The 25,688-nt window shown below is 46.1% G+C and carries 16 protein-coding genes and 2 pseudogenes; 11 read left to right on the top strand and 7 right to left on the bottom strand.

Annotated elements, in window-relative coordinates:
- Positions 1–564: 564 nt before the first annotated feature.
- Positions 565–1,013 (bottom strand): annotated as a pseudogene (locus QVE09_RS18780) (IS1595 family transposase); the annotation flags it as partial.
- Positions 1,014–2,093: 1,080 nt separating this feature from the next.
- Between QVE09_RS18780 and QVE09_RS18775 the strand changes: the two are divergent.
- A pseudogene (locus tag QVE09_RS18775) lies at positions 2,094–3,238 on the top strand (IS3 family transposase).
- A gap of 101 nt (positions 3,239–3,339) precedes the next feature.
- On the opposite strand, the gene QVE09_RS18770 reads toward QVE09_RS18775, so the two are convergent.
- Positions 3,340–5,076 carry a methyl-accepting chemotaxis protein gene (locus QVE09_RS18770; RefSeq protein WP_076329480.1) on the bottom strand — a complete coding sequence of 579 codons (1,737 nt, stop codon included), beginning with the start codon at positions 5,074–5,076 and terminating at the stop codon, positions 3,340–3,342.
- A gap of 465 nt (positions 5,077–5,541) precedes the next feature.
- Between QVE09_RS18770 and QVE09_RS18765 the strand changes: the two genes are divergently transcribed.
- Together QVE09_RS18765 and QVE09_RS18760 are read left to right on the top strand one after the other, a co-directional pair.
- Positions 5,542–7,533, top strand: a complete 1,992-nt coding sequence (locus tag QVE09_RS18765) for a CotH kinase family protein (protein ID WP_315937990.1) — start codon at positions 5,542–5,544, stop codon at positions 7,531–7,533.
- Positions 7,534–7,735: 202 nt separating this feature from the next.
- Positions 7,736–8,380 (top strand): Vat family streptogramin A O-acetyltransferase, encoded by a 645-nt coding sequence (locus QVE09_RS18760; RefSeq protein ID WP_315937989.1) that lies wholly within the window; start codon positions 7,736–7,738, stop codon positions 8,378–8,380.
- 340 nt (positions 8,381–8,720) lie between these two features.
- Here QVE09_RS18760 and QVE09_RS18755 read toward each other — a convergent pair whose 3' ends face one another.
- Both QVE09_RS18755 and QVE09_RS18750 read right to left on the bottom strand, forming a co-directional pair.
- The gene (locus QVE09_RS18755; RefSeq protein WP_124117202.1) at positions 8,721–8,993 is read right to left on the bottom strand and encodes an HU family DNA-binding protein; all 273 of its coding nucleotides are present in this window, start codon (positions 8,991–8,993) and stop codon (positions 8,721–8,723) included.
- A gap of 99 nt (positions 8,994–9,092) precedes the next feature.
- The gene (locus QVE09_RS18750; protein WP_017690333.1) at positions 9,093–9,293 is read right to left on the bottom strand and encodes a cold-shock protein; all 201 of its coding nucleotides are present in this window, start codon (positions 9,291–9,293) and stop codon (positions 9,093–9,095) included.
- A gap of 168 nt (positions 9,294–9,461) precedes the next feature.
- Here QVE09_RS18750 and QVE09_RS18745 point away from each other — a divergent pair, with 168 nt between their 5' ends.
- From QVE09_RS18745 to mglC, 7 genes are all read left to right on the top strand, one after another.
- Positions 9,462–10,364 (top strand): tyrosine-type recombinase/integrase, encoded by a 903-nt coding sequence (locus tag QVE09_RS18745; protein ID WP_315937988.1) that lies wholly within the window; start codon positions 9,462–9,464, stop codon positions 10,362–10,364.
- Between the two features lie 337 nt (positions 10,365–10,701).
- Positions 10,702–12,444, top strand: a complete 1,743-nt coding sequence (locus QVE09_RS18740; RefSeq protein WP_315937987.1) for a response regulator — start codon at positions 10,702–10,704, stop codon at positions 12,442–12,444.
- Positions 12,441–14,264 carry a sensor histidine kinase gene (locus QVE09_RS18735; RefSeq protein ID WP_315937986.1) on the top strand — a complete coding sequence of 608 codons (1,824 nt, stop codon included), beginning with the start codon at positions 12,441–12,443 and terminating at the stop codon, positions 14,262–14,264. The genes QVE09_RS18740 and QVE09_RS18735 overlap by 4 nt, the downstream gene beginning before the upstream one ends.
- Positions 14,245–15,429: a substrate-binding domain-containing protein gene (locus QVE09_RS18730; RefSeq protein WP_315937985.1), complete on the top strand. Its 1,185-nt coding sequence runs from the start codon at positions 14,245–14,247 to the stop codon at positions 15,427–15,429. Before QVE09_RS18735 ends, QVE09_RS18730 begins: the two co-directional genes overlap by 20 nt.
- A 162-nt stretch (positions 15,430–15,591) precedes the next feature.
- Entirely contained in the window at positions 15,592–16,653 is a 1,062-nt protein-coding gene (locus QVE09_RS18725; protein WP_315937984.1) for a galactose ABC transporter substrate-binding protein, read from the top strand.
- A gap of 74 nt (positions 16,654–16,727) precedes the next feature.
- Positions 16,728–18,233: a sugar ABC transporter ATP-binding protein gene (locus QVE09_RS18720; protein WP_315937983.1), complete on the top strand. Its 1,506-nt coding sequence runs from the start codon at positions 16,728–16,730 to the stop codon at positions 18,231–18,233.
- Positions 18,234–18,248: 15 nt separating this feature from the next.
- On the top strand, positions 18,249–19,268 hold the full coding sequence (gene mglC / locus QVE09_RS18715) for a galactose/methyl galactoside ABC transporter permease MglC (RefSeq protein ID WP_017690326.1): 1,020 nt from the start codon (positions 18,249–18,251) through the stop codon (positions 19,266–19,268).
- A 277-nt stretch (positions 19,269–19,545) separates the two neighbouring features.
- Here the strand turns inward: mglC and QVE09_RS18710 are convergent, their stop codons facing one another.
- Complete coding sequence (locus QVE09_RS18710; protein ID WP_315937982.1) at positions 19,546–19,881, bottom strand: hypothetical protein; 336 nt, start codon at positions 19,879–19,881, stop codon at positions 19,546–19,548.
- A 416-nt stretch (positions 19,882–20,297) separates the two neighbouring features.
- Between QVE09_RS18710 and QVE09_RS18705 the strand changes: the two genes are divergently transcribed.
- The gene (locus QVE09_RS18705) at positions 20,298–21,713 is read left to right on the top strand and encodes an ATP-binding protein (protein ID WP_315937981.1); all 1,416 of its coding nucleotides are present in this window, start codon (positions 20,298–20,300) and stop codon (positions 21,711–21,713) included.
- 355 nt (positions 21,714–22,068) lie between these two features.
- Here QVE09_RS18705 and QVE09_RS18700 read toward each other — a convergent pair whose 3' ends face one another.
- Positions 22,069–23,910, bottom strand: a complete 1,842-nt coding sequence (locus QVE09_RS18700; RefSeq protein ID WP_315937980.1) for an ABC transporter ATP-binding protein — start codon at positions 23,908–23,910, stop codon at positions 22,069–22,071.
- Positions 23,894–25,678: an ABC transporter ATP-binding protein gene (locus QVE09_RS18695; protein WP_315937979.1), complete on the bottom strand. Its 1,785-nt coding sequence runs from the start codon at positions 25,676–25,678 to the stop codon at positions 23,894–23,896. The genes QVE09_RS18700 and QVE09_RS18695 overlap by 17 nt, the downstream gene beginning before the upstream one ends.
- Positions 25,679–25,688 lie beyond the last annotated feature (10 nt).

Raw genomic sequence — 25,688 nt, 5'->3', positions numbered from 1 at the left:
GGCAGTGAGAAGGATTCAGGATTTATCCTAATTCGTTTCTTTAAATGGCTATGTTAAATTTTAATGTTGATTTATGACCGTTAGAAAACCACCTTCGTTAAGGCTCGTTGTAATGATGAATTCGTTAATTCAACTGATAATGGTGAATATGATTGCATAAAGAGTAAGCATTTTCCTATTTATATATGATGTCATGACTCTTTAATTTTCCGTTTTCATCCAATTGTAGTTGTAATAAATTAACCTTTACCCCTAATCCTGTACTCCCGATGTAGTACAAGAATTGTGGTGATGGTTCAGATAACTTTTCCTCTGGTTCTCCAAGCAAGTCAATAATTTCACTCTCAGTCATACCCTCAAGTTTGAACTTGTTTGTTAAACTGCTTACCATATCCTGTCTTTTCTCTGGTTCTTTTAACCATGTTTCTTTGTCAAACTGACTGCTACACGAACAGAGAATAAGTAACATCAAGAATAAAATTATTATTTTCTTAATCGTAAACATCCTTTCCAATAAACATTAGTGAGTAGAAAGCCGAAGTTTGACGTTCGTGTTGGTCACTGTAAACAAGCACGGTTTAACCAACTTATTTTTTGTTTGATGAGTTCTTCTCATATTCCTTGCTATCTATATAACGGAACCAAGCCAAATAATGTTGCAAATATTTTTTTGCCACTCCATTAAAACGGCCACCCATTTCTTCAATCGGCTGTGATAGCTGTTTACGTTTTAAATATGGTAAACGCCCTTCACACGCTGTTTACCATCGGACTTGAAACGGTAATAGCTATGCCCCTCCCATTTGCATAGGAACTGAATGCTCGCAGGCATGATGACCGCCAATCGCTTCATCTAATTTTCTCGTTCGAATACGACCACTACCAAGATTTCCAGAATACGTCATTTTCTGGCGGTCACGGTCAACGAAGCCACACAATTGGTCATTACTGATGCCATGATATTTGGCTTTTCTGCAATGTTTACGAGGCTTGCGTTCGGTGATGTTCCGTTTGCTACATTGTAATCTAATGACGTTCAAGGATGTAAATTTTAGTAAGCAGGAGAAAGTAAAACGATTAAATGAACCGCCTCAAACACTGGGATCTTCTATAATTAGGGAGAGGAGAAAAAGATTTTATATGTTAACAAGTTAATTTTGCATAACAACGTTATTATGAGCACTCATACTAATGATTATTTCATTAAATTATCTGAGAGTTGCCTTAGGTTTGAAATAGAATCAAGAAGGAAAACACGCAATATGAGCACCCGAAAATTTGAAACTTGCTTCGTTAACTTGGTCTTTTTGACGACGTTCAGGATTTTTATATTTACCAATAGTATGGGATTAATGGAGTTTATCTCTTTTTCCTTGACGAAGGTTCATTATGGCTACGGTATGTGCACAAAGTTGCTCACGTAGATCACTTATATATTAATGGAGATAACGAAGGAATAATCTTGCTGAGCCCCCAAGGAAATGTCAAAGAACTCATTGAGTCAAGCGTAGATAGATTGTGCCGAATGGATGCTTTGACATTTCTCAGGGATGTATTATTGCGGACTCCAGAACGTGTTGATATGAATTTGAAGCTTGATCGATTTCAATAAAAAAACTGATATTATATTATGATACGATGGTCAGAGTAGCATTATAGAATGAGATCAAATACATTGAATTTTTTGGTTTTCTAGATGTTAATTTATGAAATATATTAATAAAATAACAAAGATTAGACTTGAAAAACTACCACTTTAATGGTGCGCTTGTTAAACTCACATTAAATCTCTAGGAGATAGCACCTCGAAAATTGTTGCTTAAGCTAGTATTGTCTCTTATTGGAAACATAATTATTTGTATTTATTTGAATGTATTATTATTTGCTAAATGACAGAATAAATTTTCTGCTGACGAACTCTATATGAGTGCGTAGAATTAAATTCTTTGAAAAAATGAATCCCTAAAAAAGTCATACCTTTCTCATGCCAAGTATGGAGGGACTGACCCCATAACGTGAGACAAACCAAAACATCTTCAAGAGATTGGAATCTTGTCGTAAGATGAGGAGATCATCTTGGAGGTGTTTTGGTAATGGCAACAAGAGTGGCTTCCCGTGGAATTAAAGATGAAAGCCATAGAAATGAGATTGGCAGAGGTACAACCGTGGAAGAGGTTGTGGATCAGCTCGGAATATGGAATAAGACACAGATAAGAACTTGGATGAGATGGTATCGAAAAGGAGAATTACATCGCTTAGAGCAACCGGTTGGTAAGCAATATAGCTATGGAAGAGGTCCAGAACACACGACAGATCTGGAAAAAGTGAAGGCAGAAAACCGATTCTTAAAGCAACAACTGGATCTACTAAAAAAATACAAGGAACTGGAAAAGAGGTGGAAACAGAAGTCGTTATCACCTGGGTCGAGTCTATTCGTAAAGAAGTGGCCATATCTGAAGCTTGTGCATAGCTTGGAATTGCCCGAGTGACCTACTTCCGCTGGAAGACAACCTGTGAGATCAAGCATCCAGATCCAATGGTCGAGAAAGTAGATCAGCTTTGTACTCAGCACAAGTTCCGGTATGGATATCGAAAAATCACTGCCTTTTTTCGGATTGAAGGTTCCATAAATTGTAAACGGATACAGCGAATTATGCAGTGCGAGGGCTTGTAGTGCCGAGTGAGGATGAAAAAACGAAAAAACACAGTGCAACCAGCAAAACCTGTGGAACATCTACTAAAGCGCAAATTTCATGCAGAAGCTCCTTTGCAAAAACTAGTGACCGACATTACTTACTTACCTTTCGGTAATAAAATGTTATACCTTTCAAGTATTATGGATCTGTACAATGGAGAAATTGTCGCTTACAGTATAGCTGACAAGCAGGACACGTCCTTGGTTTTGCATACGCTGGGCCAACTTCCAGAGCGGACAAATATGCTGCTCCACAGCGACCAAGGTAGCATGTATACTTATCAAGTTTATCAGACTGTAGCAAAGGGAAAAGGCATTACCATGAGCATGTCCCGTAAAGGAACGCCCGCTGATAATGCCCCCATTGAGTCGTTTCATTCCACACTAAAGTCTGAAACATTCTACCTCGAAGATCTTAGGTGCACAACGACGGCCATCGCACTACAGACCGTTCGAGATTATATTAACTACTATAACTTAACTCGAAATCAAGCTAAACTAAATAACCAGTCTCGGATAAATTTCCGAAGACTGGCTGCTTAAACATGCAAGGTGTTTTGATCCCTGTCTCACAAAAGGGGTGCAGTCCCTTCATGAGCCTTTTTTTACTGTTATTTATTCCGTTTATCTGTATCCTATTAATTCTATTCTGCTCGTACTTTAAAGAATGAGATCAGTTCTTGCAGTTGTTCGGATACAACCGAGAGCTCATCGGAGGCACTCACAATGGCTGCCATGGAGGCTTCCTGCTCATCAATGGACTGCTCAATTTGTTTACTGCTGCTTGCTGCCTTGCTGACATTGGCAGACAGTTCATCGGCCGTGGCAGACATTTCCTGTGTGCTTGCCGAGATTTCTTCAGTAGAACTGGAGATATCCTGAATCTGGTTTGCAACTTTATTCGTAGCAGTCAGAATATTCTCAAAGAATACACCAGTCTCTTGGGTAACTTCCAAGCCTTTGGTGACTTCCTTGGAACCCAACTGCATCGCCTCGGAAGACTGCATGATATCCCGCTGAATTTCTTCAATTAACTGTCGAATTTGCTTCGCTGATTCCTGGGATTGCTCTGCCAGGTTACGTACCTCACCTGCAACCACCGCAAAACCTCTTCCTTCTTCACCTGCGCGGGCTGCCTCGATTGAAGCGTTAAGTGCAAGCAAGTTGGTTTGTCCGGCAATCTCCGTGATTACGTTAACAATGTTGCTAATCTGGTTCGAGTTATTCTCCAAAGACTGAATCGAGTTTGACGTATTTTGCACCGCACCGGAGATCAGGCGCATCTGCTCAATGACTTGTTGCATCACCACATTACCCGTGCTGGAGCGCTGCTCCATGCTGAGTGCTTCATCTGCCACATCGGCTGAGCTGCTGGCGATCGTTTGTACTACCGTTGACATCTCTGTCATGGCACGTGCGTTCTCCACAGTGGCTTTGTCTTGTGACACCAGTCCAGTGGATATTTCCCGAATATTGGTGCTGATGGATTGAATGTTCACATTATTTTTCTCTGAAATGCCCAGTAGTTGTTTGGAAGATTCCGAGAGGTGATGTGAAGCATTCTGTACTTTATAGATGGTTGTATTGAAGCGATGGATCATCGCATTGAACTTCTCGTTGATGATACCCAGATCATCTCGCCCGGTATCGATGGTTACGTCCAGATTACCCGTGCTGACTTCTTCGATACCTTTCATCAGATTGCGGATCGGAAGCAACGTTCTTTTCAGCAAAATGAATTGCAACACCATGAACAGGATCAGGAAACCGATCAGGAACATCAAACCGTACGTAAGCAGTTTGTTCAGACCTTTTGGAACGGCACTTGCATCTACATCGAAGTAAAGAGCAGCGTACATGGAGCCATCTGCGTTATTAATCGGATAGATCAGAGTGGTCCAAGTTCCATACTCATCCGTGTAGAAATCACTGAAGGCAGGTTTGCCGTCCTTTTTCATCTGTTCCAGCACTACGACGTTATTCTGAGGCAGCGGGTACATGGCTCCTGCAGGCAGATTACCTTCCTCGAATGGTTCCAACAGATTCGTTGGAATCGCGATGATGGACGTTCCGTTTCCTTGCTCAAGTTCTGAACCAAAAATGTACGCTTGTGCGATGTTTGGATAGAATTCATGGATGGAATCGAGATAAGCTTTCATTTCCAGCTGTACAGGACCGGAGTAGCTTTTTTCCTTAGCTGCTTCTGCTACTTTGGCAGTGTCGAGATCATCGTACCATTTCTGGGTGATGACGGTAGCCTGGTCGTGCAGCTGTTCAACCAAGATATTTTTTTGCAATTGATACGCGGCAGTAATCAGGATTACACCGATCAACATGATGCTGCCGAATGAAATCACCAAATTTTTGATGAAGAAAGGCATGGTACTCCAGCGAAGCTTATTAAACAAGATTGTTCACTCCTTCTACGATTGTGACGAAGGACTTATCCTGGGTGTTGTACACGCTATGTAATTGTTGACTCGAAAACTGTGAAATCGTCCCTAAATATCCTGTTTGATCAAATTCTCTTTTGTTTCTAAAAGCTTTTCGTAATGAGTTTTAATATTCACGTATATGAACTCCAGGTAAGTTCTACTCTTCAAATATATCGTTATAAAGACATATTAATGTTAGATATTTCCGACAAAATAGGTCTTATGAACCGGTTCTTAGGTTTTATTTGCGCTTTTTTCATTATGTTTCTTGAATATCCATGAAAATTTCATATGGATACATACTATTCGATTGTCGTCTTTTCGCGTTTAAGATTCACTAAAGGTTCGTCCCCTACCATGGTTACATAAGCCTCAGTTGCTTAACAGAAACCAAGAAGGAGGATTTATCATTTGAATATTTTGTTACGAAAAGCTGCAGTAACGGCATTATCCGTGACCATGGTAACGTCATCTTTTGGCCTGATTGCAAGTCCGAATGCGGCATATGCTGCAGAAAGTACAGCGACAACTACGAGTGCAGGCGTGACGCAAGCTTATGAATCGTTGTTCCAGACGGATAACGTCATTGACGTGAATGTAACAATTGATGATGCAGACTGGAAGAGTATGCTCGAAAGTCCGCTGGATAAGGATTATAAGAAAGTAAGTGTGGAAGTGGATGGCAACAAGCTGGACAACGTTGGTTTCTCCACCAAGGGTAATCTGACTTTGAAAGTTGTATCCTCCATGAAAGATTCAGACCGTTACAGCTTCAGACTGAAATTTGATAAATACGACAAAACACAAACCCTGCTAGGACTGGATAAAATGGTTCTGAACAACAACTATTCCGATCCATCGTTCATGCGTGAAGTTCTTCATTATGAAGCGCTGCGCAGCATTGGCATGGATGTACCGATGACGAACTACGTCAATCTGTATGTTAACGGCGAACTGGTTGGTTTCTACACTGGGGTCGAAGCGGTGGATGATAGTTACCTGGAACGCAACTACGGTGAGGATTACGAGGAAGGCGTCCTCTATGATACGGATGAGAAGAGTTATCTTCAATATGAAGAGGGCAGTGACTACAGTACAATCACCAAAGACTTGGGTACGGACGAGAACAAAACCAAACTCAAAAACTTCATCAAAACGCTGAATGACATGCCTGAAGGCAAAAAAGGTGACATTGAAAGTGTACTGGACGTGGATTCGGCGCTTCAATATATTGCAGGCAACATGGTTTTTGGCAACTATGACAGCTATAACGGCGACAAAGGGCACAACTACATGCTCTATAGTGATGCCGACGGCAAGTTCACGGTTGTCCCTTGGGACTTCAACATGTCCTTCAACGGGTACTTGGGTGGAGGCGGACGTGGCACAACAACCGGATCAACCACGACCAACACCAATGCAACGAACGTAACTGTAGACGAGCCTGTACTGGGTATTAGCATGGAAAATGTACCTATGATTAATAACCTGCTTGCTGTGCCGGAGTATAAGGAAAAATATTTGAGCTACGTCAATGAACTGACGGACTATATGGAAGACATTCAGGATCGTATTACTGGCCTTGCCGATGAGATTCGTCCTTATGTAGAAGCAGATCCAACGAAATTCTATACGACAGAACAGTTTGAATCCAACATTGCTTATTCTGCAAATGCAGCAGATGGTATGGGCTTTACACTACCAGAAGGATTTGAGGGAATGACACCACCTGAGGGCATGGAAGGCATGACGCCGCCTGAAGGTTTCGAAGGAATGACACCTCCAGATGGAACAACACCTCCGACTCAGCCGGGTGCCGCAACTGGAAATGGTGCAACAAATCCAACAACGAATACAGGAAATGTCCAAACACCTCCTGGCGGCAACTTTGGCGGAGGTTGGAGCATGGGCTCCATGGCAGCCGGATCACTGACGACATTTGCACTGAACCGTCTTGCCAATCTGCAAGAGCAACTCGGACGTGAAGTAACGCCTTTGCCTGAGACTTCGGAAGAGACAGGTTCGAATACTTCATCCGGAACAACCGACAAAACCATTACCGTAACACTTGATGGTAAATCGATCACGTTCCCGGATCAGGAGCCGCTAGAGCAAAGTGGCCGAGTGATGGTTCCAGTGAATGCCATCCTTGAAGCTTTGGGGGCAGAAGTGACTTGGGACAAAACGGCAAAGACGGTAACAGCGGTTCTGAATGAGCAGACCCTTGTGCTCAAGATTGGAAGCAGCACGGCAACCGTAAATGGGGAGAAACTCGAAATTGATGCACCAGCGATCATTCAAAACAGTCGCACACTTGTGCCCGTTCGCTTCATCTCGGAAGGACTGGGATTGACCGTGGACTGGGATCAAACCGCTGCACAAGTAAGCCTTACATCCAAATAAGCAATATTTTCTGCGGTGCAACGTTGTTGTACGGAGAAAGAGAGAAGGGATTCGATGGTCAGATCGAATCCCTTTTTGCTCTGCTTTTTCAGGTTAGACGGAGCGAACATCCCATCAAAATCCGGCCTCGTCCATGTCTGGCCTCACTTAGCCCGTTTAAGATTCAATATCTGTTACAATAGGGAAAAGGAGGGACTACAATATGGCCCCTGATAAAAGAAAACTTTTCCCGAATGAGAATATCCGTACGGTATGTTACATTCAAAACCTGCCGCCGCGTTCCAACGTGGACATCGGTGATTATACGTATTATAGCGATAACACAAATCCGCCAGAGCAATTCTATGACCGGATACAGCATCATTATGACTTTATTGGTGATCGTTTGGTCATCGGCAATTTCTGTGCAATTGCGGAAGGTGTGACATTCATTATGAATGGCGCGAATCATCGGATGGAGGGTATGACCACGTATCCGTTTAACATTTTTGGTGGAGGATGGGAGCGTGTGACACCTACACTTGAGCAGCTTCCATATAAGGGTGATACGGTACTGGGGAATGATGTATGGCTTGGACAAAATGTGACGATCATGCCTGGTATCACGATTGGAGACGGGGCAATCGTTGCTTCCAATTCAACCGTTGTTAAGGACATTGAACCCTATACGATTGTTGGTGGTAATCCAGCCAAGACTGTTAAAAAGCGTTTTGACGAAGAGACGATTGCTCTGTTACTGGAATTGAAGTGGTGGGATCAGGATGAGGAATGGCTGGATAAGCATTTGGAACGTCTTGTCTCTACATATGATCTACAGATCTTGCGCGAACTTCTGAACAGCAAATAGGATGGTTGTGCATTGTGCATAAAAGACAAAAAAAGCTGGTTCCTGACGGAGCCGGCTTCCAAGCAAATCAGGCCCTGGACCGTTTTGAGCGGATCAGGACCTCTTGTTGTCCAAGATGAAATGTTAATTTAGCGGGTGGGTGGTCGTAGGTTGCAATCAGACTGTACTGATGGGGGCTTTAAATGAGTATGAGCTTCTGCATGATCCGAGTTTGTCTGTTTGCCAGAATAAAAGTTAATGATATCATCAACGGTAGTAAACACGACATTTAAATCCATATTATCATTGTGTGTTTGAATAAAAACCTCTTTTCAATGGGTTGTTACGTTTGTTACGTGGTTTAATTTAAAGCTTCTTTCATGCTTAAGCCTGCTGTGAATACAGGAACTTTACCTGCAGGTAGTTGAATTTCCTTGCCTGTTCTCCGACTTCTTCCCGTTCTTGCCTCACGCTTCTGTACTTCGAATTTCCCAAATCCAACCACTTGCACTTCTTTACCTTCTTTGAGAGCTTCGAGAATCGAATCCAGTACAACGGTTACAGCTTTTTCAGCATTCTTCTTGGAGAAACCGCCAGCCTTGGCTACTTCTGTGATCAATTGTTCTTTATCCATGGGGAATACCTCGCTTTCATTCTTGGGATGTGAAAACTTTACTTTGACACATATGAGTAAATAAAAAGCTGCCTTATTAATAAGGCAGCTTTCATATAATTAAAGTTTAGTAACGTTCTCAGCTTGTGGTCCACGGTTACCTTGAGTTACTTCAAATTGAACGCGTTGACCTTCGTCCAAAGATTTGTAACCTTCACCTTGAATTGCACTGAAATGAACGAATACGTCTGTTCCTTCTTCAGTTTCGATAAAGCCGAATCCTTTATCCGCGTTGAACCATTTCACTGTACCTGTTTGCATGTGATTCCTCCAAAAAATAAGTTTTTAGCCGATCATTATGACGAGTATAATTTAAAATTGACACTCACCTGGTGCATTTAAACCACGAACTTGATGTCCGCTAATGTATCGATTAATATGATAATACCATGTCCGCTAATATAAGTCAAGATTTGGAGGTATTTTCTAATGAATCAGTCATCAGGCATATCGGTGCAGCGGGAACCGACGATAGAAGAATTTATTTATATGCTTGCCAATGAGGGTGAATTGCATCCCAAAACCGTGAAGGAATATGCAAGTGATCTGAAGCACTTTATCGAATGGTACAAGGAAAGCATCATGCTCAGCGAAGAGTTTTCATTGCGAATTGAAGATGTAGATACATCAACTTTAGTCAGTTATCGTGAAGATGCACACAAAGTTATGTTATTGAAACCAGCCACGATTAACCGGAGATTGATTACGCTGAAGCGTTTTTTCAAATGGGCTGTCTTGGAATCCAGGCTAAGTCATGACCCTTCCAAAGCATTAAAATTCATTCCGGAAGACAAAGTCAGTCCACGCCGAATAACATCCGAAGAAGAGCAGGCATTCCTCGCGGCAGTGGAGTATGGTAACTCCCTTCGTGATCAGACCATCCTGACCCTTATGTTTCACACAGGCTTGCGAACGATGGAGGTATGCAACCTCACGCCTCATGATATCGAACTTGGTAGACGAAGTGGTCACCTGACAGTGAGAGCCGATAAACGCAACGTGCAACGTAAGATCCCTTTGAATATGCAATGTATTGTAATGTTGAATCAGTACTTGTCTGATCTTGCTACCGATACTGCTTACCTTTTTCCTTCAGAGAAGACAAACGATCGTTTAACGGAGAGAGCATTGCGCCACCTGATTAAAAAAGTAATGATAGCAGCAGGGCTGGAAGGACTGAGTTCACACGACCTGCGTCACCGTTTTGGCTACGCCATGGCTGAGCATACGCCACTGCACCGATTGGCGGAGATGATGGGACACACCAATCCAGATACGACAATGATTTATTTTAAAGCATTAAGTACGAATCATCGTATTGAACAAGAATGAAGAATCTGAATTATAATCACAATCAAAACACCTCTTATTAGAAGTACTTCGAAATTTTCCGTGTTTGTATTACTTTAACCTACCTTTAGCATTCATATACGATCCTTCACATTTCACTTAGGCACTGCCCGACAGGGTTGCCTTACCTCTAATAAAGAAAGCGATTACATACCCCTGATAATATTGTATATTATGATGGCAACCTTGGAACAGATCAACATGAGCCTTTGCATTTTGCTTCAATTCGGTGAGCAATAAGAAATCAAATGATTCACAATGCTACATATATATTCGTTGATAGGGCATAAGGCCGTCATTAAAAGGGAGGAATCCAATCGTGTACCGGGTACTGCTGGTGGATGATGAAGAAGATGTACGCGAAGGACTTGTTGTAGAGGTCGATTGGGAAGCGCTCGATCTGCGGATTGTAGGTTTGGCTGAGAATGGGCGGGAAGCATTGGAGATGGCGGAGCGGGTGGAGCCGGATATTGTGGTGACCGATATCAGCATGCCCTTCATGAATGGTTTGGAACTCGCGCAAAGATTGAGGAAGCGAAATCCACTTGTGAAGGTAGTCATTTTGACTGGATATGATGAATTTGATTATGCGAGGCAAGCCATCTCGTTAAGTGTGGATGAATATCTGTTGAAGCCGTTCTCGGCAGGACATCTCACCGAACTGCTCACAAGACTGCGCGCCCAGATGGCGGCTGAAGTGGCCGAGCGTGAAGATGTACAGCAACTGCGTGAGCACTATCATACCAGCTTGCCATTACTGCAGGCAGATCTGATGGCGACCTTGCTCCATCGGCAGAAATCCTCGACATATATTCATAGTAAAGCCAAACAATGCGGATTGGATCTGACAGGAAAACGCTATGGGGTTTCCGTATTGACACTGCACATGGAAGGAGATATGCAGAAGGAGAAACCTGAGGGAGCATTCAACAACGAGCCTCTGCAGCGACATAACCAAACAACATCTGAGGAAGCGGATCAGCATCAGTCTGAAATATTCGTTCCCGGAAGTTCATTGCGTCAATCGGAAGATGCTGAACTGAAACGCTTTGCTGCACTTAACATTGCGGCAGAAGTCTGGGCGGAACACGGGGCTGGTCATGCCTTTATGCATCAGGAGACAATTGTCCTGCTCTATGTGGATCGCACGGGCGGTACAGATGGAGCGAAGCGGCAACAGAAGGCATTGGAAAATGTGATGCGCAGCATCAACCACTACTTACGTATCCCGGCTACGGTGGGATCTGGTCAGATTGTGGATACACTCGCGGATGTGAATCATGCCTATGAAGATGCACTGCTGGCACTGGATTATCGGCTTGTGCCCGGAACGGATTCAATCATATACATCGCGGACGTAGAGCGACAGACGGCGGGCAAGCTGCGGTTCGACGAGTTGAAGCAGCAGACGCTGACACGTTGTCTGAAGGCGGGTACACAAGCGGAGCTGGAAGAAGCACTTGCGATCATTTTCCGGGAAATTACAGTGGAACACGGCCGAAGTGATATTCAGCTCTATCTGATTGAAGTATTAACAACAGTATGGAAGGCAGCACAGGCATCAGGGGAAGAAATGGAAGACATCTTTGGTGCAGGGTTCCAGTTGTATGCGGATTTGTTCCGACTGCCGGGACTTACGGAGGCACAGAAGAAGGTACGGGAAGTCTGTCTACTCGTACAACATCGCATTGCCAGCGGTCGCCAGCATGTATACAAGGATATTGTCGAGCAGGCGTTAGTCTTCACCAAAGAGCATTTTGCCGACCCGGACCTGTCTATTCAGAAGGTGTGCGGACATCTGCATATCAGCTCCGGTTATTTTTGTGGCATTTTCAAAAAAGAAGTGCAACTTACCTTCCTGCAGTACCTGATGCAGATCCGAATGGAGGCAGCGCGTGAACTGCTTCGCTCGACAGAGCTGAAGTCGTTTCAGATTGCGGAGCAGGTTGGCTTTGCTGAACCAAATTACTTCAGTTTTTGTTTCAAAAAACATATTGGTGTCTCTCCCAAAGAATATCGTAAACAGGCTTCCCAGGCAGCAAGTGAAGGTTCAATCCGATGAAGTTTTTGTCCAGATGGGTGAAGTCCATGGGACTTCAATTACGCTCCCGGCTGCGTTCGTCCAGAGTCAGCAGTATCCGGTTTATTATTACGTGGTCCTTTTCCGTTTTCATCGTCTTGGTGCTGACCATCATGGCGATGCTTCTGCATGACAAGTTCACGCAGGCTGCCGAGCGAAGTGCGGAACTGACGACGAGACAGATTGTGGATCAGGTCAGTTATAACCTTGAGGATTACGTCCGCAGTATGTCTCATCTGTACCGTGCCATTGAGGAACACATGCTGCGTGACGGGACATGGGAAGGGGAACTGGTGGACAAACAGCTTGACACACTGCTCAGCAGTCGTGAAGATATCATCTCGATTACTCTGCTTGATTCCAAGGGGAAATTGCTCAAGAACCGACCTACAGCAGAATTAAAAACCAGCGCCCATGTGACACAGCAAGGGTGGTTTCAGTCTGCGCTTCGTGTGCCGGATCACCTGAGTTTCTCGTTACCTCATATTCAGAACATGTACACAGGCCCATATAAATGGGTCGTTTCCATGAGCAAAGGCATAACGATACGGCAAAATGGTCAGGAACGGCAGGTTATTTTGCTAGTCGATATCAATTTCAAACAGATGGATGAACTGAGCCGTCGGGTCAGTCTGGGGCAACGAGGATACGTGTATATCATCGATGAGAGTGCCGGCAATATCGTGTACCATCCGCAGCAACAATTGATGTATATGGGACTCAAAAGCGAGAATATCGAACAGGCTTTGGTGGCTTCCGGCAGTTACGAAGATGAAGCAGATGGGCAGAAAAGGCTGAATACCGTAAAGTCCGTTGCCAATATCGGGTGGAAAATCGTTGGTGTTGCTTATCTGGATGAGATTATGACAACGCGTCAGGAAGTGAACGGATATCTCATTCGTGTACTGGTCGTTGTACTGGTGTTAGTCATTCTCGTATCCCTTTTTCTATCCTCCAGTCTGACTCGCCCAATCCGACGAATGGAACGTAAGATGAAGGCTGTAGAGCGTGGGGATTTCAACGTGGAGTTGCCTATTGAAGGGCCGCTGGAGGTGGAACGACTATCCCGTCGCTTCAACCTGATGGTCAATAAAATTCGCACCCTGATGGATGAGATCATTCATGAACAGGAGCAGAAGCGTCGTCTGGAGCTGGAAGCCTTGCAGGCCCAGATCAATCCACATTTTTTGTACAATACGCTGAATTCCGTGGTACGCATGGTAGGCATGAGCCGCAATGAAGAAGTGATTACGATGATTACATCACTCTCGCGCCTGTTCCGTATCAGCCTTAGTCAAGGTAAAACGATCATTACGATCAGGGAAGAGCTGGAGCATGCGCAGCATTATTTGACGATCCAGCAGATGAGGTTCAAGCGCAAATTCAACTTTACGATTAAGGCCGATGATACGCTTCTGGATTGCCTGACATTAAAGCTGGTGCTTCAACCCCTGATTGAGAACGCCATTGTTCATGGCATCGAGTACCACATGGATGAAGGAAGTATTGAGGTCGATGTCTATCGTGAGGACAACAAGCTGGTGTTTCGCATTACAGATAATGGGGTCGGAATGACGGAAGAACAGATGTCGGGATTATTAAGTGGTCGTCCTGTGGTCAAAAGCGGTGCAGGCTCAGGCGTAGCGGTACGCAATGTACATGACCGAATCCGGCTCTATTATGGGGAGGGTTACGGTCTTGAATTTGCAAGTGAGTTGGAAGAAGGCACCACGGTCTGGGTTCGGATTCCCATTCAATCGCAGCAGAAGGAGGGCGAGCCTGATGATGGACAACCAAGTTAATAGAAACGATATCCACAGCCACAGGGTTGAAGGGTCGTACATCCGTACGTTTTGGAAAAAGATTGGCGCGAGCTTTCCTGGAATCCGGAAACGTCGGTTATTAACCCTGACAGCCGCAAGCTGCTGTCTGCTAATATGCAGTGCCTGCGGCCTATCGAGTCCCGATACTACGGCAGTACCGCCACGTATCGCGCTGATTGCGCCAGCTGGGACAGGGGAACTTGCGGAAGCTATCCGGCTTGGCGCCGAAGCGGCAGCCAAAGAGAGTGGAGCCGAACTGATTACTGTGGAAGCATACCCTTCCGATGGTGATGTGTACACGCCTGCCATTTTGGACTCTGCTGAAAATCAGGTGCAGGTCAAACAGGCAAATGCAAATCTCAACAGCCAAACGTTGTCTCACAGTGCGCGAGAGCAGGCTCAAGTGGGGGCCGCCGCCTCGGCTCTGAAGCAGGGAGCGTCAGCTCTATTGGTTGATCCCCTAAGTGAGAAGGCACTTAGTGACATCATTCAGGAGGCACAGACAATGAATTCCGATGGAACCATTGTTCCTGTCATTGTGCTTAACGATGAATTTCCCGTGAAAGGCATTACCAGTTTCATCTCGATGGATAATGTTGAGGCGGGAAGACAGGCCGGCCAGGCTATGGCGGAGCTTCTGGAAGGGGAAGGGCATGTGGCTTTATTGGGCCCCGATCCTCTTAATGCTGGTCTTGTTCAGAGAGAGCAGGGAGTTATGGAAGCCTTGGTACAGTATCCTGATATTCAAGTGGAACCCAAATCGATATGTAATACACGGGATGGATGTTGGCAGACTGCGAAGCAATTGCTGGACCAGCAGGAGGTGGATGGTTTCATTACTCTTCAGGAAGCTGCTTCTCTGGGGGCAGCCGATGAACTGAATCGACGCAACTCTGCGGACAAGATAAGGATTGTTGGATTTGGCAGTGAACAACAGCAACTGGAGCAATTGCAAGAAGGGGTCTTTGATCATCTCATCGTCCAGAATGGATACAGTGCAGGTTATCTGGGAGTGAATCAAGCCGTTGCGCGGCTGAACAATCAACAGGTGCAAGCGAGAGTGTTACTCGAGACCAAGCTGGTTAGTACAGACAATATGTTCTGGATGGATAACCAGAAGCTGTTGTTTCCTTTTGTACAATGAACGAGTGCCGGAACGAATGCTGAACGAAGAAATTAAGGTGTTTGTTAACTTGAGGAAGATTTCGATAGAACAGGTGAAGATATTGTATTCGAATTTAATGTAAACCCTTTCATAATAAAGACATCGGTGAAACCGAATGAACTTGGGGGAGGTCATTAGGATATGAAGAAAACATGGATGACACTGTTGATTACGGCATGTATGGTTGTGGCGGCGGGGTGTAGCAGCGGCGGAGACAGTGCAGGTGGAAGTACGGGAACAGATACAGGAGGCCAGACAGCAGCCGGTACGGAAACGCCCAAGATCGGTGTTGCCATCTACAAATTCGATGATACATTCATGACGGGTGTACGTAATGCAATGACCGCAGCAGCGGAAGGCGTTGCGACTCTGGATATCGTGGATAGCCAGAATGCACAGCCGACCCAGAATGAGAAAGTCGATCTGTTTGTGTCCAAGAAATATAATGCGATGGCTGTGAACCCGGTGGACCGGACGGCGGCAGGTGTCATCATTGACAAGGCCAAGGCAGCGAACATTCCAGTGGTATTCCTCAACCGTGAGCCAGTGGCGGAAGATATGAACAAGTGGGATAAAGTGTACTACGTAGGAGCAAAAGCTGAGGAGTCCGGTACGATCTCTGGACAGCTGATTGTGGATTACTGGAAAGCACATCCGGATGCGGACAAAAACGGCGATGGCAAACTGCAATACGTCATGCTGAAAGGGGAACCGGGTCACCAGGATGCAGAGCTTCGGACCAAATATTCGGTTCAGGCGATCCAGGATGCCGGTATCGAAGTGGAAGCGCTGGCTGAAGACACGGCGATGTGGGACCGGGTGAAAGGTCAGGAGAAAATGCAGGCGTTCCTGGCTTTCCATGGTGACAAGATTGAAGCTGTTCTCGCGAACAATGATGACATGGCCTTGGGAGCCATTGAGGCATTGAAAGCAGCCGGATACTTCAAGGATGGCAAATCCATGCCGGTTGTAGGTGTGGATGCAACAGCTCCAGCCATTCAAGCTCTACAGGATGGCACGATGCTGGGCACGGTGCTTAATGATGCCAAGAATCAGGGTGCAGCCACGGTGGCACTGGCTTCCGTACTTGCCAAAGGTGAGACACCAACGAAGGAAAATACCAAATACGACATTACAGATGGTAAATACGTCTGGATTGCATACAAAAAGATTACAAAAGACAACATTGCCGACGCCCAATAACAGCACGAGACAGGGACGTCCGACATTCGGGTAGCGTCCCTTTTTTGCCGGTCATATGGAAGGGAGGAACCAAGATGGAGTCACCTTACCTGTTGGAGATGAATGGAGTTTCGAAAGCATTTCCGGGTGTGCAGGCACTAAGTCAGGTCACATTGAAGGTGAAGCCGGGGACGGTTCACGCTTTGATGGGAGAGAATGGAGCGGGGAAATCCACACTTATGAAATGTCTGTTCGGCATGTATCGCCCGGATGAAGGAACGATACGCATCGAAGGAAAGGATGTGGATATTCCGAATTCCAAAGCGGCACTTCAGCAAGGCATATCCATGATTCATCAGGAGCTGAATCCGGTCCCGCATCGTCCGGTGATGGAGAATATATGGCTGGGTCGTTTTCCGATGAGGGGAATACTGGTGGACGAGAAACGGATGTATACCGATACGCTGGCCCTGTTCAAGGACTTGAACCTGGATATTGATCCGAAGGCTCAGGCCGGAACATTGTCTGTCTCCAAGATTCAATCCATGGAAATTGCCAAAGCCGTCTCTTTTCAATCCAAAGTCATTGTCATGGATGAGCCAACTTCTTCCCTGACAGGCAAGGAAGTGGATCAACTCTTCGCTATTATTAATGAACTGCGCAATCGCGGCGTATCCATTATCTATATTTCCCACAAGATGGAGGAGATCCTGACGATCTCGGATGAAGTGACAATCATGCGTGATGGCTTCGTTGTCGGGACATGGGATGCTGCAGATTTAACAACAGATCTGATCATTACGCGTATGGTTGGCCGTGATCTGGACGAACGTTTCCCGGAACGAACGAACGTACCCGGTGAAGTGATATTAAAAGCCGAGGGTCTGACATCAAACCAGTCCAAATCGTTTTGTGATGTATCCTTTGAGCTGCGAAAAGGTGAAGTGCTCGGCATTGGCGGCCTGGTTGGAGCACAGCGGACAGAACTGATTGAGTCATTGTTCGGACTGCGCGGACTCGCTTCAGGTACGATTTCGATTCATGGGCGCAAGGTGAAGATTAACTCCCCCACAGCAGCGAAGCGTTATAACATTGCGTTGCTCACGGAAGAACGAAGGGTTACAGGGATATTCCCTGTGTTGTCGGTGTATGAGAACACGATCATTGCCAGTCTGGGGCGCTACCGAAATCGCGTGGGCTTGCTGGACGAGAAAAAGGGCCGCGAAGAGGCACGTGAACAGACGCAGAAGTTCAGAACCAAAACGCCTTCAGTTAACACGCTGATTCGAAACCTTTCTGGCGGTAATCAGCAGAAGGTTCTGCTGGCCCGCTGGTTGCTGACCGACCCGGAGATTCTGTTGTTGGATGAACCAACACGTGGAATCGATGTTGGGGCCAAGTTCGAGATTTACACCATTATTACGGAACTGGCTCGTCAGGGCAAAAGCATTATCATGATTAGCTCGGAGATGCCGGAACTGCTGGGGATGTCGGATCGCATTATGGTGATGAGCGAAGGGCGTCTCACCGGAATCGTGGACGGAGCCGAGGCAACAGAGCAGGATATTATGAGGCTGGCCGCTCAGCAGCGGATGGCTTAGTCAGGAGGGAAACAGATGAACACACAGATGATCAATCAAGTGAAACAATACGTAACACAGCGCGCCATCTTTATCGTACTGATCCTGCTCATCATTGGTATTGCTATTGCCGATCCGAATTTTCTGGCCTTCTCTACACTAAGGGACATCTTACAGCAGTCCTCCACACGGGCCATTATTGCGCTCGGTGCAGCCTTTATCCTCGTCACGGGCGGGGTCGATCTGTCCGCTGGACGGGTGGTTGGTCTGACGGCTGTTGTATCGGCATCGATGCTGCAAATTGACGAGTATGCAAACCGCTTCTTCCCCGATCTGCCCCACTTATGGGTAGGTTTGCCGATCCTTGTCGGGATTACCGCGGGTCTATTCGTGGGACTGGTAAATGGACTCATTGTCGCCAAATTACATGTGCCTCCTTTTATCGCAACGTTGGGTACGATGGTTGCTGTGTATGGACTAAACTCCATTTATTTTGATACGGAACCCAACCAGTCACAGCCGATCGGAGGATTGAGACCCGATTTTACCGTTATTGGCTCTGGATACATTGATCTAGGCGGAGGTTATTCCATACCGTATATTGTCCTGATTGCGATTGCGGTGGCATTAATCTGTTGGGTGATCTTCAACAAAACACGTCTCGGCAAAAATATGTACGCGATCGGTGGCAACATTCAGGCAGCGCATGTATCCGGGATTCATGTGGCACGCAACCTGGTTGCGCTGTATGCCATTGCGGGTGCGTTGTATGGCCTGGGTGGTGTGCTTGAGGCAGCACGCACAGGTGGAGCAACGAACAATTACGGTAACATGTATGAGCTGGATGCGATTGCCGCATGTGTGGTAGGCGGCGTATCAACGGCAGGAGGTATTGGAACGGTACCTGGGGTTATGGCGGGTGTGCTGATCTTCGGGGTCATTAACTATGGTCTGACGTTTATCGGTGTAAGTCCATACTGGCAGTTGATTATCAAAGGATTGATCATTGTTGCTGCGGTGGCTTTTGATATCCGTAAGTATATGGCGAAAAAATAAGATGAGCCTCAAGAGGTTACACCAGTCACTCCGATGACAGAACAACCTTCTGATCGCTGTTATCCCCAGATTTTTTGATTCCCTTCTAAAGAAGTGAAAATCCGGGGATAAAGGCGAGGTGTATGCTTCCGATGTAGCTTTCTTTCAGAAAGCTTTTAGCTCCGCTTCTTCAGGTTATTTCTGTCCTCTACGTTATCGTGTAAATAATTTGCCCATCTTATATGGAAAAGCAGCAAAGAAGCCAGCCCTCGGGATATAGAGAGCTGGCTTTAATTGTTTAACCATTGACCATCCAATCGATAACGGGGATAACTGGTCCAATGATGCATAAGAGCAACATAAATCCGGCGACGTTATAAGATACACTTGTGCCAAAATGCGCACGATATTTTTTGGCGATCAAGAAGGCTGGAATCCAGAAGAGGGCCGCTACTACAAAAGGAATGTGAAGTCCTTGAGTTCCGTTGCTATAAATCGGTATGTTTATTAAGTTAAAAAGGTAATGACTGATCATAAAATTTGCTTGGCCCCATGGAAAGTTAAAGGCAAGGCCCATCGTCAGTACGAGCAGAGATAGCGTTCCGAAGCCCAGTGGTTTTCGTTGTGTTGTCATGTGACATCCTCCATATACCAAGAATTTATCCTAAATTAATCCATTAATGTATTGTACCACAATAATGATCTATGCGAAGAGGAATTGTTTCACTTTTGTTGATTACAATTACATCATATGTCCTATTGCCTTCATAATTTATACATTCGTGCGAATTTGACGAGCCTCCACTAATCGACAACATCAGCTAATCATAATCGATATAATACATGTACATAAGTTGTTAGATGTGAGTTTTATGTCAAAGGGGGCGAGGCTGTTTGCTAAGTTACACGATGAAAATGGTGATATTCCCGCTAGGTTGTCTGCTTGTCATTCTGTCCTCTTATGTTCTAAGGCTTACCCCTCATATGGCAATAATGTCGCTTTCAGGGACATTATTGGTAGCAAGTATTTTTGGGGAGAGACGATATCCTGTGCTGCGGAAGTTTCAGTGGATTTTTCTCGGGATATTCCATTATTACAGTCAACTGAACTGGTGTAACATGCTGTATTATATGCTTATTATTTCAATGATACAGGACAAACAGCGGTTGGCGCAGACCTTGCCGATTTCGTTGCTGCTTATGCTGCAATATACGGTGATTCGGCTTTCGTATGTGCCTGTAGATACATATACTTTGCTCGTCTCGTTATTTGACCTGTTAACCTCGGTTGTTATCATCTTTTTGTATCATACCTTAATCAACAGTGAGGTCGAGAAGCGCAGACTTCGGGAAAAGAATCGGTTCCTGACCCTCCATGATCCGCTTACGGGACTGTTGAATTACGAAGGTTATATGGAGGTGCTGCATAAGACAGTAGAAGAGCATCGGTCTTTTTTGCTTGTCCTTTTGAACGTTAATAACTATAGCGGCTTTAAAAAAGATTCAGAAGATCCTTGGTGTACGGTAATCATAGGTACAGGCCAGATGATTAGCAATCATTTCAACGAGGCCTACGGCATATCCCGTTATGCAGGAGACCGATTTGCGGTCGTTTTGCCGGAGATACAGGATGTGGAAGAACGCATGTCGTCACTGCTATCCGTTCAGCTTCAAGGACTCCAGGTAAGCTACAGCATCTCTCTGTACCCGGAAATGTCGGATTCGTTGCAGCACTTTATGTCGGTAGCCGAGGATAGGTTGCTTCAACAACAGCGCAGCAAATGGCTGAAAAATGAAGAAGAAGTATTTCGTTCTGAAAGATTAAGAGCCGTTGGTGAACTGGCCGCGGGTATGGCTCATGAAATTCGGAACCCGCTTACCGCAATTCGGGGATTCCTACAGCTGTCACGAGGACAAGCATTTAATATCGCGCCATGGTATGAAGTGATTATGGGTGAGGTGACGAGAGTGACCGATCTGACGGCTGAATTTTTGCAGTTTTCCAAACCACATGCCAATCACATGAAGCCGGAACAATTGGGCCACTGCCTTGAGCGGGTGATGTCTTTGACCGAGTCAGATGCGGCATCTCGTGGGCATCGAATTACGCTTGAAATGACTAATGAGCCAGTTGTGATCAACATGGATCGGGATAAGATTGTGCAGGTACTGATCAATCTGATTCGTAACGCTTTTGAAGCAATGACAGACCCTGGTGAGGTTCATATGGATTTGTTGCAGGACGCAGACGCAGTACTCATCTCAATTACAGATACAGGAAGCGGCATTCCGGAAAATTCGCTATCCACAATCTTTAATCCATTTTATACAACCAAAGAAGAAGGTACGGGACTGGGACTTGCACTCTGCCAGAAAATCGTTCAGGATCACAATGGTAAAATTACCGTCCATAGCGAAATGGGGGTGGGTTCGACCTTCACGCTTCATCTGCCAATGGAGACGTAACTCGTATTACTGACCCAGAGATAGCAATAACATAGTCATTAAACAAAAAAACGCCGCGTGGGTTCTGAAGAACCTCATGCGGCGTTTAGTGTTTCGATTAATAAGTTAATGTGTGGAGTCCACATCGGTTCAGATCAGACTATATTGGGTTGAACTAATCATTTACACGTAACGGAGAGGACAGAAAAAACCTGAAAAAGCGGAGCTGAAAGCTTTCTGAAAGAAAACTACTTCGGAAGCATACATCTCGCCTTTATCCCCAGATTTTCCCCTTGTGAAAAGGGAATCGATAAAATCTGGGGATAACAGCGATTGGAAGGTTATTCTGTCATCGTAGTGTCTGTGTAAATAATCATTAGTTCGACTTATTGAGCTGTCCCTGATGTAACTGATAGTAGAATCCTTGTTGCTGCATCAACTCGTCATGGCTTCCCCGTTCAGCGATCTGTCCATCATCAATGACGAGAATCTGATCGGCTTCACGGATCGTGCTCAGTCTGTGGGCGATGACAAAGCTGGTACGGTCTTTCATTAAAGTGCGCATCGCTTCCTGGATCTTCATCTCTGTACGCGTATCAATGCTGCTCGTTGCTTCATCCAGAATCAGAATGACCGGATCAGCCAGAATTGCCCGGGCAATGGTCAGCAGCTGTCGCTGCCCCTGACTCAGGTTGCTTCCCCCGGAAATGATGGGGGTATCGTAGCCCTGTGACAGTTTGCGGATGAACGAATGTGCATTCGCCAGCTCAGCCGCTTGCCTGATCTGTTCATCGGTTGCGTCCGGCTTGCCGTAGGCGAGATTGTCGCGAATGGTACCTGAGAACAGGTAGGCATCCTGAAGTACAATGCCGAGTTGCCGACGGAGTTGATCCTTCTCCAGTTCCGAGATGTCACATCCATCGATGGTAATCCGCCCGCCTGTAATCTCGTAGAAACGGGGCAACAGGTTGATAATGGTCGTTTTACCTGCGCCGGTGGGTCCAACAAGTGCAATCATCTCACCAGGTTTTGCAGTAAAACTGACCTTCTTCAAAATGTCTCGCTCCGCACTGTACCCGAAGGAGACATCCTCAAATACAACTTTGCCTTGAATCTGATCCAGTTGTTTCTTCTGTTCCTCCACGTATTCGCCAGGCATATCCATAATGTGGAACACACGTTCAGCACCTGCGATTGCAGCCTGAATCAGATTGTACTGATTGGCCAGATCGTTGAGCGGCCGCTCAATCTGGCGGGAGTAAGCGAGAAAGCTGACGATTAGTCCGATGGATGTCAGATCATGATAAGCCATCCATCCACCTACAGAAGCCAGTATGGCAAACCCGATATTGTTCATCACGTTCATCGTAGGTCCAACCAAACCCGAAACAGTCTGGGCCTGTGTGCTGGATGTGCGTAGTTTCTCGTTCAGGTTCTGAAAAAGTTGATGTGCCTGATCCTGACGGTTATAAGCCGCTACGACTTTTTGTCCGGCAATGGTTTCTTGAGCATATCCATTAAGCTCACCAAGTAATTTCTGCTGGGCGGTGAAGTGTTTGCGTGTTCTTGTCGCGATCAGGCGAGTGGCGATGGTAATCAAAGGTACCGTTATTAGACTGAGCAGGGTAAGCCGGACATCCAGTGCAAACATGATCGACAAGGAGCCGACGAGCAGGATGGCACTGGACATCAATTGGGTCACGCTTTGATTCAGCGTTGTAGATACGTTATCGATATCATTGGTGGCCCGGCTCATCAGATCCCCGCTTTGATTTTTATCAAAAAAGCTGACAGGCAGCTCTTGTAGTCGGGAGAACAACGCATGACGCAGATCTTTGACGGTCAGTTGGGACACACCAATCATGACATAGGATTGCGCCCACATCAGGAGTGAGCCAACGACATAAACACTCAGCAAGAGGAGACATTCCTTCAGCAAACCGGTTGTTACTTTGGGAACGATATGTTCGTTAACGGCACGGCCGAGAAGATAAGGTCCTGCCAGGTTGAGCAGTGTGCCGAGAGCGGTCAGCACTAACGCAGCAATGACTCCTTTGCGATGACGTCCCATGTATGACCATACCCGGATTAAGGCGTGGCGAGCATTTTTGGCTCTGACTTTGGGAACAGGTTCTCTGCCCGCTGGTCCGGGTCTTCCGATGGGAGGCACGACCGTTTGTTGTATGGAGGAAGAGGCAGGTTTAGCCAAATTGAACATCCTCCTTCCGTTGCTGCGAATAATAGATTGATTGGTAGTGAGACGAATGAGCCATCAGATCATCATGTGTGCCTCTGGCAACGATCTGTCCTTCATCAATGACATATATACAGTCTGCATCTTTCACGGATGAGATCCGCTGTGCAATCAAAAAGGTGGTACTGTCTTTCATCAAGGATTGCAAAGCCTTCTGAATACTCGCTTCCGTGCGCAGATCCACAGCACTGGTGCTATCATCCAGAATCAGCACTTCCGGTCGCATGAGCAGGGCGCGTGCAATGGATATACGCTGTTTTTGCCCACCGGACAGATTGACCCCGCGCTGCCCCAGTTCCGTGTCATACCCGTCTTTCAGTTTCATAATAAAATCATCCGCTGCCGCAGCTTGTGCCGCAGCACGCAATTCGGCATCCGTTGCATCCGGCCGGCCGAAGCAAATGTTATCACGGATGCTGCCGCTGAACAGAATGGATTCCTGGAGCACAATGGACACACGGCTGCGAAGATCCTGAAGATCCCAGTGACGAACGTTTACTCCATTCACGAGCACTTCACCCTGCGAAGCATCATACAGACGAGGAATCAGCTGCACCAGCGAGGTTTTGCCTGAACCTGTTGAGCCAATCAGGGCCACTTTCTCACCGGGGCGAGCCTTCAGGTTAATTCCGGTGAGTGCATGGTCTCCGTCATAACGGAAAGATACGTCTCTGAACTCCACTTGACCGCCTGTGTGCGAAGGAAGGAGAGATGGTTGGTATGAGTTCTGATCACGGATAGACGGGAGTGACTGTACATTCCCGGAGTTGTCGGTTCCTGATTGAATATCCGGCTGTGTATGTAACACCTCGTTGATCCGGGCAGCTGATACCTTGGCGCGGGAGAAGCTCATCATCATCATGCCGATGGACGTGAGGGAAGAGAGTACAACCGTGACATAGTTGATAAAAGCAATCAGATCTCCGGCAGCAATATCGCCTCCCACTACCTGGAAACCTCCAAACCACAGCACAGCTACAATCGTAGCGTTCAGCATCAAGCTGAGCACGGGTGCATTCAGTGTGACAATACGCCAGGCTTTGACGGCGGTTGTCGTGTAATCTTCGTTGGATTGCTTGAACCGTTTTTTCTCCAGACGTGCACGTGCAAATGCCTTGACCACACGGATACCGGCAAGATTCTCCTGAAGGACAGCGTTGACCTGATCAAGCTTGCTCTGCACACTGGCGAACAGCGGATAGGATGCTTTTATCAGAATAAATAAAATAATAAACAGTACGGGTACAGTCGCAATAAGAATCAAAGCCAGCTTCACACTGATCGTAAACGCCATGATGATACTACCGATGATCAGCATTGGCGAACGGATAAACATCCGCAGCAGCATCTGTACAAAGGTCTGCATCTGCGTAATGTCACTGGTCAGACGAGTGATCAGAGACCCTTCCTGAAATGTATCCAGATTACGGAAGGAGAAGGTCTGAATATGGTCAAACAGCTCCTGGCGCAGATCTGTGCCGTATCCAACGGCAGCTTTGCTTGAATAGAGTGTACAGCCTGCGCCGCCAACCCAGCCGATTAACGCAACAAGTAGCATGATCAGACCTGTAGTCACGATATGGGGCAGGTTGCCTGCAAGTACACCATCATCCACGATGCTGGACATCAGCTTGGGTTGGAGCAGGTCCATGGTTACCTCAAGTACCATGAGCAGCGGGGCGACGATTGCCGCCGACTTATACGGGGTCAAGAATCGTTTTAACGTCCACAATAGGGAATCA

Origin of the sequence: Paenibacillus sp. ClWae2A (assembly GCF_032452295.1) — a bacterium.
Classification (GTDB): domain Bacteria; phylum Bacillota; class Bacilli; order Paenibacillales; family Paenibacillaceae; genus Paenibacillus.
Note: the sequence above shows the minus strand (reverse complement) of the source record. Positions and strands in the feature narration are given on the sequence as shown.